Annotated in this window: 20 protein-coding genes; 5 read left to right on the top strand and 15 right to left on the bottom strand. The window is 66.5% G+C overall.

Translation table 11 applies throughout. The annotated features are described in order from the left end of the window. The first annotated feature begins 248 nt into the window (after positions 1-248). From AC6CID_RS16330 to AC6CID_RS16320, 3 genes are read left to right on the top strand one after another with little or no spacing between them, the layout of a single operon-like run. On the top strand, positions 249-1,010 hold the full coding sequence (locus tag AC6CID_RS16330; RefSeq protein WP_024102122.1) for a DeoR/GlpR family DNA-binding transcription regulator: 762 nt from the start codon (positions 249-251) through the stop codon (positions 1,008-1,010). Between the two features lie 30 nt (positions 1,011-1,040). Beyond that, the gene (locus tag AC6CID_RS16325) at positions 1,041-1,382 is read left to right on the top strand and encodes an ArsR/SmtB family transcription factor (RefSeq protein WP_006553668.1); all 342 of its coding nucleotides are present in this window, start codon (positions 1,041-1,043) and stop codon (positions 1,380-1,382) included. A gap of 3 nt (positions 1,383-1,385) precedes the next feature. Beyond that, the gene (locus AC6CID_RS16320; RefSeq protein ID WP_024102123.1) at positions 1,386-1,874 is read left to right on the top strand and encodes an SRPBCC family protein; all 489 of its coding nucleotides are present in this window, start codon (positions 1,386-1,388) and stop codon (positions 1,872-1,874) included. Here the strand turns inward: AC6CID_RS16320 and AC6CID_RS16315 are convergent. The 6 genes from AC6CID_RS16315 to AC6CID_RS16290 form a co-directional block, all read right to left on the bottom strand. Continuing rightward, positions 1,840-2,952, bottom strand: a complete 1,113-nt coding sequence (locus AC6CID_RS16315; RefSeq protein ID WP_006553670.1) for an ABC transporter ATP-binding protein — start codon at positions 2,950-2,952, stop codon at positions 1,840-1,842. The two genes, AC6CID_RS16320 and AC6CID_RS16315, sit on opposite strands and share 35 nt — an antisense overlap. 11 nt (positions 2,953-2,963) lie before the next feature. Then, positions 2,964-4,298: an ABC transporter substrate-binding protein gene (locus AC6CID_RS16310; RefSeq protein ID WP_498354198.1), complete on the bottom strand. Its 1,335-nt coding sequence runs from the start codon at positions 4,296-4,298 to the stop codon at positions 2,964-2,966. Positions 4,299-4,316: 18 nt separating this feature from the next. Then, a complete protein-coding gene (locus AC6CID_RS16305) occupies positions 4,317-5,210 on the bottom strand; it encodes a carbohydrate ABC transporter permease (RefSeq protein WP_039585281.1) in 894 nt (297 codons plus the stop codon). Next, positions 5,207-6,133: a carbohydrate ABC transporter permease gene (locus AC6CID_RS16300; RefSeq protein WP_064060820.1), complete on the bottom strand. Its 927-nt coding sequence runs from the start codon at positions 6,131-6,133 to the stop codon at positions 5,207-5,209. Before AC6CID_RS16300 ends, AC6CID_RS16305 begins: the two co-directional genes overlap by 4 nt. 115 nt (positions 6,134-6,248) lie before the next feature. After that, the gene (locus tag AC6CID_RS16295) at positions 6,249-7,190 is read right to left on the bottom strand and encodes a L,D-transpeptidase (RefSeq protein WP_006553674.1); all 942 of its coding nucleotides are present in this window, start codon (positions 7,188-7,190) and stop codon (positions 6,249-6,251) included. A gap of 211 nt (positions 7,191-7,401) precedes the next feature. Then, positions 7,402-8,031: a hypothetical protein gene (locus tag AC6CID_RS16290; RefSeq protein ID WP_064060821.1), complete on the bottom strand. Its 630-nt coding sequence runs from the start codon at positions 8,029-8,031 to the stop codon at positions 7,402-7,404. Positions 8,032-8,171: 140 nt separating this feature from the next. On the opposite strand from AC6CID_RS16290, the gene AC6CID_RS16285 reads away from it, so the two are divergent. Next, complete coding sequence (locus AC6CID_RS16285; protein ID WP_094979990.1) at positions 8,172-9,509, top strand: wax ester/triacylglycerol synthase domain-containing protein; 1,338 nt, start codon at positions 8,172-8,174, stop codon at positions 9,507-9,509. Positions 9,510-9,566: 57 nt separating this feature from the next. Further along, positions 9,567-10,004, top strand: coding sequence for a PaaI family thioesterase (locus AC6CID_RS16280; protein WP_498354197.1), 438 nt, complete (start codon positions 9,567-9,569; stop codon positions 10,002-10,004). Between the two features lie 26 nt (positions 10,005-10,030). Here the strand turns inward: AC6CID_RS16280 and AC6CID_RS16275 are convergent, their stop codons facing one another. From AC6CID_RS16275 to AC6CID_RS16235, 9 genes are all read right to left on the bottom strand, one after another. Continuing rightward, positions 10,031-10,999, bottom strand: a complete 969-nt coding sequence (locus AC6CID_RS16275) for an MsnO8 family LLM class oxidoreductase (RefSeq protein WP_220666982.1) — start codon at positions 10,997-10,999, stop codon at positions 10,031-10,033. A 48-nt stretch (positions 11,000-11,047) separates the two neighbouring features. Further along, positions 11,048-11,317 (bottom strand): hypothetical protein, encoded by a 270-nt coding sequence (locus AC6CID_RS16270; RefSeq protein WP_498354196.1) that lies wholly within the window; start codon positions 11,315-11,317, stop codon positions 11,048-11,050. Then, entirely contained in the window at positions 11,272-11,535 is a 264-nt protein-coding gene (locus AC6CID_RS16265) for a hypothetical protein (protein WP_498354195.1), read from the bottom strand. Before AC6CID_RS16265 ends, AC6CID_RS16270 begins: the two co-directional genes overlap by 46 nt. Positions 11,536-11,563: 28 nt before the next feature. Then, the gene (locus AC6CID_RS16260) at positions 11,564-13,240 is read right to left on the bottom strand and encodes an FAD-dependent oxidoreductase (RefSeq protein WP_039585286.1); all 1,677 of its coding nucleotides are present in this window, start codon (positions 13,238-13,240) and stop codon (positions 11,564-11,566) included. 125 nt (positions 13,241-13,365) lie between these two features. Further along, positions 13,366-13,590, bottom strand: coding sequence for a dodecin (locus tag AC6CID_RS16255; RefSeq protein ID WP_006553682.1), 225 nt, complete (start codon positions 13,588-13,590; stop codon positions 13,366-13,368). A 92-nt stretch (positions 13,591-13,682) separates the two neighbouring features. Further along, positions 13,683-14,942 carry a serine hydrolase domain-containing protein gene (locus tag AC6CID_RS16250; protein WP_006553683.1) on the bottom strand — a complete coding sequence of 420 codons (1,260 nt, stop codon included), beginning with the start codon at positions 14,940-14,942 and terminating at the stop codon, positions 13,683-13,685. Between the two features lie 106 nt (positions 14,943-15,048). Next, positions 15,049-15,600 carry a DUF6764 family protein gene (locus AC6CID_RS16245; RefSeq protein ID WP_006553684.1) on the bottom strand — a complete coding sequence of 184 codons (552 nt, stop codon included), beginning with the start codon at positions 15,598-15,600 and terminating at the stop codon, positions 15,049-15,051. A gap of 117 nt (positions 15,601-15,717) precedes the next feature. Further along, positions 15,718-16,770 carry a DNA polymerase domain-containing protein gene (locus tag AC6CID_RS16240; RefSeq protein WP_498354194.1) on the bottom strand — a complete coding sequence of 351 codons (1,053 nt, stop codon included), beginning with the start codon at positions 16,768-16,770 and terminating at the stop codon, positions 15,718-15,720. A 1-nt stretch (position 16,771) separates the two neighbouring features. Continuing rightward, a complete protein-coding gene (locus tag AC6CID_RS16235) occupies positions 16,772-17,836 on the bottom strand; it encodes an ATP-dependent DNA ligase (RefSeq protein ID WP_006553685.1) in 1,065 nt (354 codons plus the stop codon). Between the last annotated feature and the right edge of the window lie 36 nt (positions 17,837-17,872).

Genomic DNA, 17,872 nt, shown 5'->3' with positions numbered 1-17,872 from the left:
GCCGAACTGCTCTGCCGACGCCTTGTATCCCAACTTCAGCATTACCGTGCAACCTCCGAACAACGTGGTGCCAGCGAAACGATCACGCACTATCGCGCAAATCCTGCACGAAATCATGCACACTGAGCGCAGACAGTGTCAATATCCACGCAAAGGTGTGTCGCCCGTGCGTTATGGTCGTGCACCGACCCCCGACCACGGCGTCCGAGTACCCAGAAATTCGAGTGCCCAGAGCCCTAGGAGCAATCGTGTCAGCGACCGCACGGCGACGTGAGATCTTCCACCGAATCCTCGCCGACGGATATGTCGATGCGAAGACCCTCTCGGCCGATCTCGGCGTCGACGCGTCCACGATCCGTCGCGACCTCGATTCGCTCGCCCGTGAAGGGAAGGTCGAGCGCACGCACGGGGGCGCCCGAGCGGTCGAGGGCGCGGGCCTCGAGGTGCCGTACGCCCTCAAGAAGGACGTACGCCGTGAGGAGAAGGTGGCGATCGCGGCGGTAGCGGCCGCCATGGTGTCCGATGGCGACAGCGTGGTGCTCGACAGTGGATCCACAACCTACGAGGTAGCGGTCGCACTGCGACACAAGGCGTCACTGACGGTCCTCACCAATGACCTGCGTATCGCGAAATACGTTGCGGCATTTCCCGATGTCCGGCTTCTCGTGTCCGGAGGCGAGCTCCTCGGCTCGGTCTACACCCTGGTCGGCGACCATGCCGTGCAGTTCCTCTCGGACTACTCGGCCGACTGGGCGTTCCTCGGTGCCGACGCCGTGCACCCCACTGCCGGCATCACCAACACCAACACGCTGGAGATCCCGATCAAGCGGGCGATGATCCGGTCGGCCGAGAAGACGATCGTCGTGGCGGATCGTTCGAAGTTCGGAGAGCGCGCGCTCGCCCGGGTCGCGAGCCTCGACGAGGTCTCGTGCATCGTCACCGACGGCGGCTTCGACGAGGAGAAGCGGGCAGCCTACGGCGACCGGCTCGTGATCGCTTCGAACTCTTGACATACAATCATTCGGTTGTACATTTGGGATGTGAGCGGAGACGACGAGGACCGGGCCGATGCCCTGTTCCACGCGCTCTCCGACCGGACCCGACGAGACATCATGCGACGCGTCCTGGCCGGGGAGCACTCGGTGTCCGCTCTCGCAGCGAACTACGACATGTCCTTCGCCGCAGTACAGAAACACGTCGCCGTGCTGGAGAAGGCCGGTCTGCTCGTGAAGCGACGCAGCGGTCGCGAGCAGTTGGCCAGTGGTGACGTGGCGGCAGTGCGGTCGGTGGCGTCCATGCTCACCGAGATGGAGCAGCTCTGGCGCGGTCGCATCGCGCGCATCGACGAACTCATCGCATCCGAATCCTCCGAGGAAGGCTGAGAAATGCCTGTAACCGACGTCCGGCACGACTCCGACCAGCCGACCCTGACCATCACCGCGGAGTTCGCCGCCCCGGTGTCCCGCATCTGGCAGGTCTACGCCGATCCCCGTCAGCTGGAGAAGATCTGGGGACCCCCGACCTTCCCCGCGACGGTGGTCGACCACAATCTGAAGCCCGGCACCCGTACCACCTACTTCATGACCGGCCCCGATGGTGAGAAGTACGCCGGCTACTGGGATATCACGACCGTCGACGAACCGACGGGCTTCTCGTTCCTGGACGGCTTCGCGGAGCCGGACTTCACCCCGAAACCGGAACTACCCGTCTCACGGTGCGTCTACAGTTTCGAGGAGTTCGAGGGCGGCACGCGCGCAACCTATGTCAGCACCTACGAGAGCGCCGAAGCGCTCCAGCAGGTTCTGGACATGGGCGTGGTCGAGGGCGCCTCGTCCGCCATCAACCAGATCGACGCATTGGTAGCGGAGCAGTAGCACCGAGCCGAACCCCGGTCCGTGCGGAGAAGAAGTACACCTCGTCGGGTTTCGGGATCACGTGGATCTCGGAACCCGACGAGACGGGCACATGCCGATCCCACCGGACGACGATCCTGTCGGCATCTCCGTCCACGGTGTCCTTCGGCACCGCGTACACGAACGACTCGGCACCGAGTTCCTCGACCAGGACCGTCCGTAGCGACCAGGAGTCGGATCGCCACGCCCCCACGGTCGTCCACGATTCCGGACGGACCCCGATCACCACGCGATCGGAATCCACCGAACGCGGAACGCGGATTCGCAGCGCTCCGAGTTCGGCGTACCCGTCGTGTACAGCTGCCTCGACGAGGTTCATCCCCGGCGACCCCACGAATCCGGCGACGAAGGTGTTCACCGGCTCGTCGTACAACTTCCGAGGCGACGCGACCTGCTGAAGGCGGCCGTTCTCCAGGACGGCGACACGATCTCCCATCGTCATCGCCTCGACCTGGTCGTGGGTCACGTACACGGTGGTGGTGCCGAGCGACCGCTGCAACTCGGCGATCTGCGCGCGGGTGCTGACCCGCAGTTTCGCATCGAGATTCGAAAGCGGCTCGTCCATGCAGAACACTGCCGGGTGACGGACGATCGCGCGCCCCATCGCGACACGCTGACGCTGACCACCCGACAGCTTTCCGGGCTTGCGGTCCAGCAGTGATTCCAGTTCGAGCATCCGGGCGGCTTCGAGCACTCGGGCCGTGCGCTCGTCCTTCTTCATCCCCGCGTTCTGCAGAGCGAAAGCCATGTTCTCCGCCACGGTCATGTTCGGGTAGAGCGCATAGTTCTGGAAAACCATCGCGACGTCACGGGCCTTCGGTGGCAGTCCTGTGACGTCACGACCACCGATCTCCACGCGCCCGGAGTCGACCGCCTCGAGACCGGCGAGCATGCGCAGGCTCGTCGACTTGCCGCATCCCGAGGGCCCGACGAGGACGAGGAATTCCCCGTCCTCGATGTCGAGGTCCAGTCGGTCCACGGCAGGACGATCGGCACCGGGATACCGATGGGTGACGTTGCGGAAGGCGATGGCAGCCAATGGTGTTCCTTCTACTTCAGGTTGGGGGTGATCTGCCTGTCGACGACCGCCTGCAGCTGCTGCTGCACGTCGGCGAAGGTCGTTGCGACGTCGGCGTTCTGCAGTGCGATCCGTTCCAGGCCGGTCCCGATGATCTGATCGCCACCGGGGACGAACACCCGGGCGTAGTCCTGGGAGCGCGTGACGGCCAGCTGGTCGACCGCGGTCCGTGCGTTGGGGTTGTCCCCGAGGTACTCCTTCATGGCGGGGTTGTCCACCGCGGACTTCCGGACCGGCATGTAACCGATGTTCTGTGAGAAGTACGCGGTGTTGTCTCCGTTGGTGACGAACTCGACGAACTTCAGGGCATTGCGCTTGCGTTCGTCGGAGATACCGGACGGAATCGCCAGACCCGCACCACCGGTGGGGCATCCCGCGACGCCTTCGGGAGCCGGCAGGAAGGCCGTCCCGAATTCGAAGGACGCGTTCTGCGTGATACCCGACAGGTCTCCCGTGGACGCGATCGTGGAGGCGATGAGACCGGCGGAGAAGTCGTTCGCGATATCGGTCGTCACCGCGGCGTACTTCTTGTCGTGGATCATGCGCTTCAGGAATTCACCTGCCGCAATCGTCTTCTCGTCGGTGAACTTCAGGTCCCATCCGTCGGAATAGGCACCACCGAAAGTCCAGATCGGGCCCTCGAAGGTCCATCCGAGGTAATCCTTGGCGTTGCCCCAGCCGTGCGCGAGCCTGCCGTCGCCGACCACCCCCTGGATGCGGGGACCCCACTCGTCGAACTCCTCCCAGGTGTCGGGTCCGCGATCGGGAAGTCCGGCCTGCTGCCACACCTGCTTGTTGTAGTAGAACAGCGGAGTCGACCGTGCGTACGGAAGAGCGAAGTGACTCCCCTCGTAGAGATAGTCCGCGAGCAGGGAATCGACGTAGTCGCCGGTGTCCACTCCCACCTCGCGGAACAGATCGTCGAGCGGGGTGATCGCACCGGTGATCGCATAGTTGAACCACCACACGTCCGACAGCACGACCACGTCGGGCAGGTCGCCGCCGGAGAGCGCGGCGTTGAACTTCTGTGAGACCTCCTCGTAGTTCTTGCCACCGTCGATGAGATCGACCGTGATGCCCGGGTTCGCGTCCTGGAACCGCCGGATCAGCTCCTTCTCCACGTCCTGGGATTTGCCGGGGTGGTTGGACCAGAAGCTGATCCGCGATGCATCGCCGGATACCGATCCCGTTCCCGAAGTCTGGGACGAGCCACCGCCCGTCCCTGCACATGCGGTCAGCGCAGCGCTCGCAGCCACGAGACCGGTCAGCCCGAGGAAACGACGCCTGTCGATGTTCCTGATGTCCATTCCCAACTCCCTGAGGATTCAGCCCTTGACCGCACCGGAGGTGAGGCCCTTGATCATGTGCTTTTGCAGCACAAGGAAAATCACGAGAATCGGCAGCATCGCGAGCACGGTGCCGGCCATGACCGGACCCCAGTTCGTGACACCGTCGTTGTTCTGGAGTTGTGTCAGCCCGATCGGTAACGGCGCAACGGATGCGTCGTCGGCCATCAGGAACGGCCATAGATACTCGTTCCACTCGTTCACGACGGTGATGAGCGCGAACGCGACCATGGTCGGGCCGGATACGGGGAGGACCACGCGCCACAGCAGCCGGAACGGGCCCGCTCCGTCCATCCGTGCGGCTTCGATGATCTCGGCCGGAATGGACAGGAAATGGTTGCGCATGAGGAACGTTCCGAAGGCCACGCCTGCCAACGGCACGATGATGCCCTGGAAGGTGTTGCGCCAACCCCAGTCCGCGACGAGCGCATAATTGGAGATGACGGTGATCTGGTTCGGCACCATCAGCGCGGCGATGATGCCGAGGAAGACGATGTTCTTGCCGGGGAACCGCAGGAACACGAGACCGAACGCACTGACAACTCCGAGGACGAACTTCACCGTCGCCAGTATCGTCGTGATGACGATCGAGTTGCGCAGGAACAACCCGAACGGCACAGATTCGGTTGCCTCCGTGTAGTTCTGCGGATGGAAGACGCTCGGCCACCAGGTCACCGGCAGCGTGTAGATGTCGGGCCGCTCCTTGAACGATGTCACGACAATCCAATACAAGGGCAGAGCCACCACCAGCAGCACGAGCACCATGGCGACATAGGCCAAAGCCGTGACGGCGCGCTCTCGTCTTCGGTGCGAACGCGTTTCGTCCGCGGGTGCGACCAGGTGCACGACAGACTTCTCCGCGACAGCGGTCACGAGTGACCTCCTCGGTCCATGATGCGCACCTGATAAACGGTCACCGCGAGCAGTACCAGGAACATGATGGTGGCAACGGTGGCGCCGTAGCCGGCACGGAAGTTGCGGAACGACTCGTCGTAGATCTGGTAGACCATCGTGGTCGTGCCGGTCCCCAACGGACCCCCACGAGTCATGACGTTGATGATGTCGAAGACCTGGAACGAATTGAGCAGCACGGTGATCGACAGGAAGTAGGTGGTGGGCCGCAATTGCGGAAGGACGACGCGCCGGAAGCTCGTTCCCCGGGAGGCACCGTCGATGGCAGCGGCTTCGCTCAACTCGGGCCGGAGTCCCTGCAGTGCAGCGAGATAGATGACGAATGTGTAGCCGAGATTCTTCCACATGTACGTCAGGGTCACCATCACCAACGCCCAGTTGGAGTCCTGGTAGAAGTCCGGCGTCGGAATTCCCACCCGGGTCAGGACGTCCTGCACCAGACCGAAGTTCGGATCGAAGACGAACTGGAAGGCGATTCCGACGGCCGCACCGGAGATGACGAACGGTGCGAACAGCGCCGACCGGACGAGATTGCGTCCATGGAGCCTACGGTCCAGAAGCAGTGCGAGCCCGAGTCCCAGTGCCATCGAACCGGCAACGGTCGCCACGGTGAACACGATGGTGTTGCCGACGATTTCCCAACTGTCGGGACGCGTGAACCATTCTCGGTAGTTGGCGAGTCCGACGAAGGTCGAGTTCGGGCTCGCGATGTTCCACTCGAAGAAGGAGAGCCGGATGTTGTCGGCGAGAGGCCGGTAGGTGAACAGGATCAACAGCGCGAGATTGGGCCCGACCAATGCCGCGAAGAGCGCGTAATCGCGCCACGGGCGGTGGCGGAGGCCGCGTTCGTGTTGCGGCAGGGTTCGTTCCGGATTCGGTGACACCGGAGCAGTGTGTGCCGACAGAACGAACCATGGGTTACGAAAGGGCGACGCCCCCTGCTATTCCGGACGAACGTTACGAACCGGAAGCAGGGGGCGTCGGAGATGTGCGTTGGTGTCAGAGATTCCAGTCGCCGAGACCGTCCCAGCCGTTGAGGGTTCCACCGGCCGTGTTCTGCACGATCACCGGATCGCCCTTCTTGGCGTTCTCGTAGAACCACTTGCCGTCCTCGGTGCTCACGTTGAGGCAGCCGTGGCTGACGTTGGTGTTGCCCTGCGCGCCGACCGACCACGGTGCGGCGTGGAGGAAGATGCCGCTGTTGGACATCCGCGTCGCGTACTCGACGTAGGTGCGATATCCCTCGGGGCTGTCGACGGGCACCCCGTAGGTCGACGAGTCCATGTACATGTCGCGGTACTTCTCACCGACGATGTACGTGCCGTTCGGGGTGTCGTGGCCGGGCTTGCCGAAGGACGTCGGCATGGTGCGGACGACCTCGCCGTTGCGGGTGACGGTGATGGTCTTGGTGTTGTTGTCGGCGACCGTCACCAGAGCGTCACCGATGGTGAACGACGACTGAGTGTCGCCGGCCTTCACGGTCACCGCGGTGTTCGCGGGCCAGAACTCGAACGGCTTCCAGCGGACCTGCGTGTTCGACGCCCAGTAGAAGTGCCCGTCGACGGGCGGCTGCGTGGTGATGCGGATGGCGCGTTCGGCGGCTGCACGATCTCCGACGGCCTCGTTGAAGCGGATGATGATCGGCTGCGCGACACCCACCGTCTCCCCGTTCGACGGGTTGACGGACGGAGCGGAGAACGGGGCGGCCGGCTCGGGAGCGAGCTGGGGCGGAAGCTGCGGCGGCGTCACCCCGGGCGGCGTGAGCCCTTCGATCAGCTCTTGGACACTCGGCACCTCGGGCCCACCGGGCCACAGCGGTGCCGCGCTCGCAGGACCGGCGGTGGCCAGTGCCACGGCGGCTGCGCCCACGAGTGCAGCACCGATCCGCGCAGATCGGCGGCCCGTGCGGCGACCGTTCGACAAAGCTCGCTTTTCGAACATTCCACAACCCATCGTTCAGCGGTGCGCCGCGCCTTACTTCCCCTGCGCGGCGTGCTCGTACCCATTCATTAGACACAGGACGGTTACGGACGGGCAATTCGAATGCGGACGGTCTCGGCGTTTTCCCAGTTCAGCGGACCGAGTGGTCTATTACGAATGCGGACGGCCACGGCGCGGGTGAACGGATATCACCCGCGCCGCAGACCCGCGGTCACACCATTTCCGGGACGTCGAGGTGGGCGATGACGAGCTCGAACTCACCGGTATCGAGCACCCTGGCGCCTGCTGCCCGAGTCACCTCGGAGCGGATGTCGTCGACATGTGCTCTGGTGCGGTCCATCGCCTCGGCACTGTCGAACGTCAACGAGGTCACCCCGCGACCACCGGCACGGTCGAGCATCAGACTGGCGCTGCAGAAACCCTCGAGTTCCTCCATCCGCGGCAGCGCGGCCATCTTCCACATGTCCACACCGCGATCCACCTGCGCGGGATCGATGTCGACCCAGGTGACACTGCAGCAGGACCCACGGGTCGAGTGGTGATCGCGGTGCATGACGGCGATCTCCCAGTTGGCCACGTCCGTGGTGGCATGGAACATCCGGGCCGCCTCGTCCCGGAGCATGCGGGCCATGCCTTCGCTGGAGCGCAACACGTCCTCGTCCCGCCAGGAGCTGGTGGCGATGCATCGGCCCGAGCCGCGGTCGATCAGCAGGGACAGCCCCAGGCAACCGTTCATGTCCGCCAGGGCAGGCATCACGATGTCGCGTACGTGCTTGATCCCGGCGTCGATGTACGACGGATGCGCATGAATTGTGGTGGAGCGTGCAAACACGATCGGCACCCCTCTCCTCAGGGCGGCGCCGACGCGGCGTCGCCGGTCGTTTCGGCGCGACCCCCCACCCGAAACCACCCGTGTTCACACTGCTCCCCTACTCGGCCGTAGGCAATAGACGGACAGCGTGTGTCTGTCACCCTCGAAGGGTGGCGGCCTCGAACGGCATCGACCGCATCGGTCCCGGAGACCTGATCGAACTCGTCTCGGACGTGGGACGGGTACCCATGAATGTCGGTGCTGCGATCTTCTTCGCCGGTGAGAACCTGACGAACCCCACGACACTGATGACCGTGCTCGCCGAACGCCTCGTCCGGATTCGACGCCTGCGGCAATGCCTGATCGAGCCGGCCTTCGGACTCGGGCGTCCCTACTGGCTCGACCACGCCCACTTCGACATCGATGCCCACTTCTCCCAGTTGCGGTGCCCCGGTCCCCGCCACAGGGACGCCGCACTGACGCTCGCCGCGGACGCCCTTACCCGGCCGCTGCCCCGATCGCAGCCGTTGTGGCGCGCGCTGCTCGTCACCGACATCGCGGACCCGAACGGGCACACGGCGTTGGTGATGGTGCTGCACCACGTCCTGGCCGACGGGATCGGTGGTCTGTCGATCCTGGCGCATCTCGTCGACGGCACGGACAGCACACCGCCCATGCCCGAACAGCGCGCTTCAACGCAACCAACCAGACGAGAGTTGTTCTACGACAATGCAATCGGTCACTTGCGGGCGCTCCGCCGGGCACCGCGAGCCGTCGCACGTCTTCCTGCAGCATGGACAGAACTCGGGAGGGGCGCCGGCGGACGTGCCCCGCGGTGTTCGTTGAACGCGCCCATCGGGTCTCGTCTGGCGCTCGAGACCGTCGAGGTGGATCTGGACACGCTCCGTCGGGCGGGACGGCAGTGGGACGCAACGATCAACGATGTGCTGCTGGTCGCCGTCGGGGGCGCCCTCGCCACCATCCTGCACAAGCGCGGCGAGTTCCCGTCCGAGCTGATGATCTCGGTGCCGGTCTCCGCCCGCACCGCTGCCACGGGTGGGCAACTGGGCAATCGCGTCGGCGTCATGCCCGTCCGGGTACCGCTGGACGGGACCCCGGAGCACCGGTCGGTATCCGTCTCCCGCACGACCCGACTGCAGAAGGCGAACGTGCGGGGCCTGTCTGCCGAACTACTGGGTCCGGTCTTCCGCGCCCTTGCGGCCGTCGGGGCGTTCCGCCGGTTCGTGGACCGGCAGCGCCGGGTCAACTCGTTCCTGTCCGACCTGCCGGGACCGTCGTCGACGCTCACCGTTGCAGGAGTGCCTGTCGCGTCGATGGTGCCGATGATCGTCACCACGGGCAACGTCGCGGTCGCTTTCGCGGCCCTGTCCTATGCCGGCACGCTGACCGTGGCGGTCGTCGTCGACCCCGATCTCGTCCCCGAACACCGTGACCTCACGGAGGCCCTGCGCGAACAGTTCCGCTCGATCGTCGCCTCCGCACAGTGACTGCCGGCCGCTCCGATATGGCGGTCGGGAACCGAGGAGCGGAGTACCTTGCTGTGCATGTCGGAGGAGATCGCCGAGATCCGTACCCTCGCCGATGCCCGTAAGGTGTTGGCATCGCAACCGTTCAGCGTCCTGATCGGAGCCCGTCTGACCGAGTACGAGCGCGGCCGGGCAGTCCTGGAAATACCGCTCAGGGAGGAACTGCTCCAGCAGTTCGGCTTCGCGCACGGAGGTGTTCTGGCCTACGCGGCCGACAATGCGCTCACGTTCGCCGCAGGCACGGCCCTCGGGCCGTCGATCGTGACGACCGGCATGAGCCTCGACTACCTGCGGCCCGCCGGGGGCGCACTCCTACGCGCGGTCGCCACGATCGTCAGCACCAGTCGCAGGCAGGCACTGTGTCGTTGCGAGATCTACGCCGTCACCGAGGACGGGACGGAGAGGATGTGTGCGGCGGCGCAGGGCAGTGCTCGCCTGATCGATCTGAATCGTTGAGCGGGACAATCTGTTCCACCCTCCGTTCAGAGACCGAAGATCCTCGCCAGTCGCGCATCGGAGTCGTACAGGGCGTCGGTGTCGAAAGTGGATGCGGAGCTGAGCACCTCGTTCGCCCCGGTGGAGACGAGCAGTTTTTCGAGCCCTTCGGCCACCTGATCCTCGGTGCCGGCCAGCGAACCCTTCGCGGTCTCGTCGACGATGCGGCGGCGCCGCTCGGTCATCGGCTGCCGGCGGATCTCCTCGATCGGGGACAGCGGCGGGAACGCCCCCTCTTCGCGTGAGACGGCCATCGCCCAGGCCTCCGGAAGCTGCAGCTCCCGAGCCTCGGCTTCGGTGTCGGCGATGAGGATGTCCAGGCCGACGACAACATAGGGCTCAGCGCCGGGTGTGGCCGGGCGGAAGTCGGCGCGATAACGGTCGAACGGTTCCGATCCCTGCCGCAGAAGCGGTCCGGCGACGACGACGGGCAGGCCCAGACGCGCCGCCAGCCGCATACCCTGCCCGGTGCCGAGGACGAAGATCGGAGGCGGCTCGGACAGTCGAGGACGCACCGTCACTTCGGCGGTGCCGTGCAGATAACCGCGCAGTTCCTCGATGTCGGCGGCGAAGTCGTCCGCGTCGGCCTTGTGGGTCCGCAGCGCATCGCGCACAGGCGCGGTGAATCCGAGGGAACGACCGACACCCAGATCGATCCGTCCGGGGTGCATCGCTTCGAGCATCGCGAACTGTTCGGCGACGACGATCGGTTGATGGTTGGGCAGCATGACGCCGCCGGATCCCACCCGGATCCGGCTCGTCCGCTCCGCGATCGTGCCGATGAGCAGCGGTGGAGCTCCCGACGCGATGCCTGGGACGGCGTGGTGCTCGGCCACCCAGAAGCGGTGGTAGCCGGCCGCCTCGGCGAGTTCGGCGCGACGCAGGGTCTGCTGCAATGCGGCAGCGTCCCGCTGCCCCTCCCGGGTCCGGGAGCGGTCCAGCAACGACAACGCCACCTGCACGGTCGTCTCAACACCGCGACCGTCCCGGATCTTCCCTGCAGGTCAGGGATCTTCGGGACCCCAAGGGCGTCCGGCTGCGATCCAGTCCCCGTGGAAGTGGAGTTGCCCGTGCTCCGAGGCCTTCTGCGCCGCGGCGACACCGTGTGCATCGGCGAGGTACAGCAGGAGATCGGCGATCGCGTCTCCGACCGCGACGACCTGGTCGCGGGCATCACCCGCTCGGATCGCCATCTCGGCGAGTACGCGCCCGGTACCGATCGCCCCTGTCACCGCGGCCGGTCGTTGCGGGTGGTCGCCGTGCAGCGACGACACGGGACGACTCCGTGTTCACCCAGCTCCGCCAGGTACAGCGCGTCGCTCCACGGCACGTGCGGAACGCGGTCGAGTCGGGCACGGGAGAGCGGCACCCCGCACAGGGTCTGATTGGTGCCGGGCGTCCATGCGTGGGTGTCGCCGGACGGGTAGCGGGTCCCGTCGGTATCGATCCATCGGCCCGACGCAGCGACCGCCGGGGGGGAGTGCTGAGCCATGGGTCCGGGTTCCCGCCACCGGACGGGATTACTCGATCCGCGACGCTGCGAGCATCTCCTCGATCGAGACGAACTTCAGGCGCGAGCGTCCCGCCGCCGATCCGCGGGCCTTCTCCTGCTTGTCGATCTGCAGCCAGCCCCGGTAATCGATGTGCTCCGGACGCCGCTCGGCCACCAGCGCCGCCAACTTCTCCCGATCGGCGACCGGCTCGGGCAGCTTGCCCTCGACGAAATCGTCGAGGATCTTCTCGACCGTTTCGGCAGAGCACTGCTTGTTGGTGCCGATCACGCCGCTGGGACCACGCTTGATCCAACCGGCGGTGTAGACACCGGGCACCGGTGCTCCGGCCTCGGCGTCGGTCACCCGGCCGCCCTCGTTCGGGATGACCCCGCGCCGCTCGTCGAAGGGCAGACCGGCCGGCGCGGTGCCGCGGTAACCGATCGAACGCAGCACCAATCCCGCCTCGAGGATTTCGGTCTGTCCGGTCGGGCGGGCCTCGAGACGGCCGTCGACCTCGACCAGTTCGTTGCGCTCGAGGGTGATCGATTCGACAACACCGTCGCCGGAGATCTCCACCGGCGAGGCGAGATAGCGCAGCACGACCCGCTTGTTGCCCTCGGTGGGAGTGCGCTGCGCGAAGCCCTCGACCTGCCGCACCTTGAGCGTCAGGCGGGGTTCGACCTCCGGATCGTCGATCAGCGCGCGGCTGACCGGGTCGAGTTCGACCTCGACCGGGTCGACGACCACATCGACACCGGGCAGCGAGCCGAGCGCGAGCAGCTCCGGGTTGGTGTAGGCGGCCTGCGCCGGGCCGCGCCGGCCCACGACCACGACCTCGCGGATGTTCGACTTCCGCAGCGCCTCGAGCGCGTGCTCGGCGATGTCGGTGCGCGCGAGCTCGTCGGGGTCCATCACCAGGGCTCGCGCGACGTCCAGGGCGACGTTGCCGTTGCCGATGATCACCGCGCGTTCGGCCGACAGATCGAAGGTGTGGTCGGCGAAATCAGGGTGTCCGTTGTACCAGGCGACGAACTCGGTCGCGGCGCGGCTGCCCACGAGGTCCTCTCCCGGGATACCCAGCGTGCGGTCGCCTGCGGCACCGACGGCGTAGATCACGGCGTGATGGTGCGCGAGCAGTTCCTCGTGGGTGATGTGGGTGCCGACCTCGACGTTGAAATAGCACTGGGTGTTCTTGTGGCCGATGGCGCTGCGGAAGAGGTCGCCGACTCCCTTGGTGCTCTGATGATCGGGGGCCACACCGGCACGCACGAGCCCGTAGGGGGTAGGCAGGCGGTCGAAGATGTCGACCTGCACCGCCGAGTGCGTCACCAGATCCATCGCGGCATAGCACGCCGCAGGACCCGAGCCGACGATCGCCACCCGCAGCGTGCCCAGCTCGGCGGGCAGCTTGCGGCGCGTGCGCAGCTCGGGCCAGTCCGGTCCGATCGGGTAGCGACGGTAGTACTCGGCGTTGATCTCGAGATACGGCTCCTGCGCCGGCGTGAGTTCGTTGTCGGCGGCGATCGCATCCACCGGGCACTCGTCGACACAGGCCCCGCAGTCGATGCACGTGTCGGGATCAATGTAGAGCATCTCCGTGGTCGCGAAGGGTGCTTCGTCGGGTGTCGGGTGGATGCAGTTGACCGGGCAGACCTCGACACACGAGGCGTCGTTGCAGCACGCCTGGGTGATTACATAAGCCACAGTTGTACCTGCCTACAGTGCCGATTCCGGACAACGAACGGGCCTCAGACTAGTACACGTTCCAGTTTCGGTCGAGAACCACGTTCTCGAAACGAGATCATCGAATTTCCGGCTGTCGAGGTGCCTCAGATGTCCGTTTCGGCGCTCGATTCGATGCGGAAACCGATTTTGAGAGTGACCTGCGTGTGGGCCACCCGGCCGTCGTCGATGTGGCCCCGGATGTTGACCGTCTCGAACCACTCGAGATGCCGCGTGGTCTCCGCTGCTCGCGCCACCGCTTTCGCGATCGCGTCGTCGACTCCCGTCGTCGACGATCCGACGACCTCGATCACCCGGTAGACATGGCTCATGGCTGAACTCCTCGAATCGACGATGCTCCGATTCGGATCGTCCCGCCCTCGAGGGACCCCCGTCCCCGGAACCACGAAAATGACAGAAAGATTCAGGCACGACGCGCGAGCGACCGGGCGAGTTCGCCCAGCCGCGCCAGACGCAGGTCCCCGAGCGGGATCGCGCCGGCACCGAGCCGGTTGGTGACGAAGGCGAGCGACAGACCGGTGTCGAGATCAGCGTACGCCCCCGAGCCACCCACTCCGTAGTGCCCGAGCGCACCACGCGGACGCTGGATGCTCGCGAAGATGGGCTGGTGGTAGCCGAGCCGCCACGCCATCGGCACACCGAGCACGTAGTCCCGGCTGCGCACCCGCACGCGCGACATCTCGTCGATCGTGGTGGCGTCGAGGAACTTCACGCCGTCGATCGTCCCGCCGGCGGCTATCGCCCCGTACATACGCGCGAGCGAGCGGGCGGTGAACACACCGTTCCAGCCCGGCATCACCGAGTCGTGCACGGCCGGGTCGCCGACGAGCCTGTCGAAGCCGTCGGGCATCGCGGCCTCGGCGAGACCGCGGGTCGGTTCGAGTCGCGACAGGACCGCGGCGCTCGCACCCCAGTGCAGGCCGACCGGGGCGAGCCGCGGGAAGAGCTTCGCGATACGGCCCCGTTCGTCATGAGGCACGCGGTACCAGAAATCGGGATCGCCGAGGGGCCGGGCGATCTCCTGCTCCACGACCTCCACGAAGGGCAGACCGGTCACCCGCTGCACGAGTTCGGCGACGAGCCATCCGTAGGTGACGGCGTGGTAGCCCGAGCCGCGTCGCCGCCGTCGATCCGGTGCCGCCTGCTCGAGTGCCGCGACGGTCGTCTCGTAGTCGAGGATCCCGCGCGTCCCCGGAACCAGACCGCGCACCCGGTGCAGGCCGGATCGGTGGGTCATGACGTCCGCGACGGTGATGTCATCTTTGCCGTTCGCGGCGAACTCCGGCCAGTACTGCGCAACGGGCGCGAAGTAGTCGATCACTCCGCGCTCGGCCAGACGGTGCACGACGGTCGACGCCACGCCCTTGCCGGTCGAGAACGACAACGCCATGGTGTCGCGGCTCCACCGCTTGTCGGGGGCCGACCAGCCGGACCAGATGTCGAGGACCTTCTCACCGTGGAGATAGGCGGTGAGTGCGCCGCCGCCGTCCCGGGGCCGCTTGTACAGCGAGAAGAACGCGTCGGCCAGCCGCAGGAATCGCGCATCGACGACCATCTCGGTCGGCGCCGCCGGGCCCGGCCGGGCGTCGATCCGCCCCGGGACGTGCACCGGTGCGAACGACGCTGTCGCCCCGGCAGGTTCGAAGACTGCTCCGGTCGTCATCGCGACACCTCCATCGGCATGTGCGACAGGCTACGACGACACGGAACGTAAAGGAAGGGTTTACGTACAGTCTGTCTGTCGAGGATCCCGGCGAGACGCGCCGAATCTACGGCAGGGGCGACGGCGGCGTCTGCGCGCCAGGAGTGAAGTACCGGAAGTCGCCCAGCACGACACACCCGCGTGCGGCCTCGAGTTCGAACGCGGCCGCCGCCGTGCCCTCGCACAACACCGGATCGTCGGCGTCGCCCACATAGGCCTGCGACTGCGGACCCGCGGCGACGACCGCCGTGCCCGGACTTTCGAGCACACCGAGCGCCAGGGCCTCCTCCCCCACGCCGATCGCGAACAGCCGTCCCGACGTGCTTTCCCCGGCGCCGACACCGCCGTCGAATCCGGCGGCCACCACCTGTGCGGCACTGCGGGCATCGGCGAATCCCACGCCCCGCTCGGCATAGCTCCACGCCTCGGCGGTGCCGTCGGTGGACGCACCACACGCTTCGCCCCCGTCGATCTGCACGATCTCGGCCGGGGCACCCGGCGGTGCCGTGCACGTCGTGGCCGCGGACGCGGTCTGAGGAATGAGGAAACCGACCCCGATGGCGGCAGCGAATACTGCCCCGACGCCGAGAACCCGACCGGACGCCCACGAGCGAATCACGACATCGACCCTTCCGAACCTCGAGTGACTGTTCTCTCGGACAGTTTATGGACTCGCACCTCGGGAGGACTCATACTCGAGGTCACGACAGGGACGCGATTCCCCGAACGTTCCGGTTCACGTGTCCTTTGCCCGGTCGGTGTCGCGGGACGGTTGGACGCGCTTCCGCTCCCCCGGCATCTTCGGGTGATTCGGCGGATACGGCAGGTCGCCGATACCGTTCGCCTCGTCCCGTTCGGCCATCTCGAGCAGAACGTCCAGCGAGTGCGCATGCGCATCGAGATCCGCCATCGGATCGCCGCGCTTCGCCAGCAGATCCGGCACCGTGGCGATCGTGAAGTCGTCAGGTTCGGCGTCGACCAGCTCGTCCCAGGTCAGCGGAGTCGAGACGGTCGCGATCGGGGTGCGACGGACCGAGTAGGCCGAGGCGATCGTCTTGTCGCGCGCGTTCTGGTTGTAGTCGAGGAAGAGCCGCTCTCCGCGCTCCTCCTTCCACCACGCCGTCGTCGCCCGCCCGTCGCTGCGCCGCTCGATCTCACGCATGAGCGCGATCCCCGCACGACGGACTCCGACGAAATCCCATTCGGGCACGATCCGCAGATAGATGTGGAGTCCCCGCCCACCGGACGTCTTGGGATATCCGGCGAGTCCCAGTTCGTCGAGAAGCGGGCGCACGACCTCCAGCGCCACGGCCCGCGCGTCGCCGAAATCGGTTCCCGGTTGCGGGTCGAGGTCGATGCGCAATTCGTCGGGACGGTCGGTGTCGCCGCAGCGCACCGGCCACGGATGGAAGGTCACGCACCCGAGATTGGCCGCCCACACCACGTCGGCAGCCGAACACACACGCAGCGCATCGGCGGTACGCCCCGACGGGAACGTGATCTCGCAGGTCGCCACGTGGTCGGGTCGCTTGACCGGTGCCCGCTTCTGATAGATCTCCTCCCCCTCGATGCCGTCGGGAAAGCGCTGCAGATGCGTCGGCCGATCGCGCAGAGCCGTCAGGATCGGTGCGTCGAACTCGGTGGCGACCCTGCGGTAGTACTCCACGAGGTGCCGCTTCGTGCCACCCGCGGCGCCGAGCTGCGGGAAGTAGATCTTGTCGGGGTTCGACAACCGCACGGGCGTGCCGTCGACGTCCAACTCCTCCGCGGGCGAACGCTTCGTGGCCATATCAGTCCTCCGTCCGGTCGAGCACATCCGACAGGTCGTAGCGCACCGGCACCTCCAGCTGGTCGAACGTGCAGCTCTCGGGGTCACGGTCGGGACGCCACCGCAGGAACTTCGCTGCGTGCCGGAACCGCATCCCCGCTCCCGACACACCTTCCATCTGGTCGTACGCGACCTCCACGACACGTTCGGGACGCAACGGCACCCAGCTGCGGTCCACCGCCGAACGCCACCGCGTCGGTTCACCCTGCTCGACGACGTCGTCCCCGAGTCGCAGCGGTTGCAGTTCGGCGAGCAGTTCCTCGCGCCGCTCCCGCGTGAACGCCGAGGCTCCGCCGACCATCGCGAGTTCGCCGTCGTGATAGAGCCCGAGCAGCAACGACCCGATGCCCTCGACGCTCTTGTGCATGCGGTAGCCCATGAGGACGCAGTCGGCGGTGCGGGCATGTTTGAGCTTGAGCATCTCCCGCTTGTCGGGCACATAGAGCCCGTCGAGTCGCTTGGCGATCACGCCGTCGAGGCCGGCCCCTTCGAACTCCTCGAACCAGCGGCGGGCGGTATCGGTGTCGGTCGTGGCCACCGTGACATGACAGCTCTTACCCCCGCCGATCTCGGACCGCAGCCGCGCGCGCCGCTCCGCGAACGGGGTCTCCATGAGATTCTCGTCGGCGAGAGCGAGCAGATCGAAACCGACGAACACGGCCGGTGTCTGCTCGGCGAGCATCGTGACCCGGCTGGCGGCCGGATGGATCCGCTCGGACAGCGCCTGCCAGTCGAGTCGGGTGCGGCCGTCGTGTTCGCGCGGGACGACGATCTCCCCGTCGACCACGCACCTGCGGGGCAGTTCGGCGCGCGCGGCGTCGGCGAGTTCCGGGAAGTAGCGCACGAGGTCCTTGCCTCCGCGCGAGCCGAGAACCACCTCGTCACCGTCGCGGAAGACGATCGCCCGGAACCCGTCCCATTTGGGTTCGTAGGACCACTCGTCGGGACCGTCTTCGGGTTGGGAGGGGACGGTGGAGGAGACCTTGGCGAGCATCGGGGCGAGCGGCGGCACCACAGGCAGGTCCATGCGGCACATCGTTCCACCCTGTACGGGTACCGGCAG

The organism is Rhodococcus sp. GQ147 (genome assembly GCF_059759155.1).
Note: the sequence above shows the minus strand (reverse complement) of the source record. Positions and strands in the feature narration are given on the sequence as shown.

What these genes read in the sequence shown, in the direction of transcription:
- AC6CID_RS16320 (WP_024102123.1), top strand. Translation starts at nt 1,386, where the DNA reads ATGCCTGTAACCGACGTCCGGCACGACTCCGACCAGCCGACCCTGACC.
- AC6CID_RS16310 (WP_498354198.1), bottom strand. Translation starts at nt 4,298, where the DNA reads ATGGACATCAGGAACATCGACAGGCGTCGTTTCCTCGGGCTGACCGGT.
- AC6CID_RS16295 (WP_006553674.1), bottom strand. Translation starts at nt 7,190, where the DNA reads ATGTTCGAAAAGCGAGCTTTGTCGAACGGTCGCCGCACGGGCCGCCGA.
- AC6CID_RS16280 (WP_498354197.1), top strand. Translation starts at nt 9,567, where the DNA reads ATGTCGGAGGAGATCGCCGAGATCCGTACCCTCGCCGATGCCCGTAAG.
- AC6CID_RS16265 (WP_498354195.1), bottom strand. Translation starts at nt 11,535, where the DNA reads ATGGCTCAGCACTCCCCCCCGGCGGTCGCTGCGTCGGGCCGATGGATC.
- AC6CID_RS16255 (WP_006553682.1), bottom strand. Translation starts at nt 13,590, where the DNA reads ATGAGCCATGTCTACCGGGTGATCGAGGTCGTCGGATCGTCGACGACG.
- AC6CID_RS16250 (WP_006553683.1), bottom strand. Translation starts at nt 14,942, where the DNA reads ATGACGACCGGAGCAGTCTTCGAACCTGCCGGGGCGACAGCGTCGTTC.
- AC6CID_RS16240 (WP_498354194.1), bottom strand. Translation starts at nt 16,770, where the DNA reads ATGGCCACGAAGCGTTCGCCCGCGGAGGAGTTGGACGTCGACGGCACG.
- AC6CID_RS16235 (WP_006553685.1), bottom strand. Translation starts at nt 17,836, where the DNA reads ATGGACCTGCCTGTGGTGCCGCCGCTCGCCCCGATGCTCGCCAAGGTC.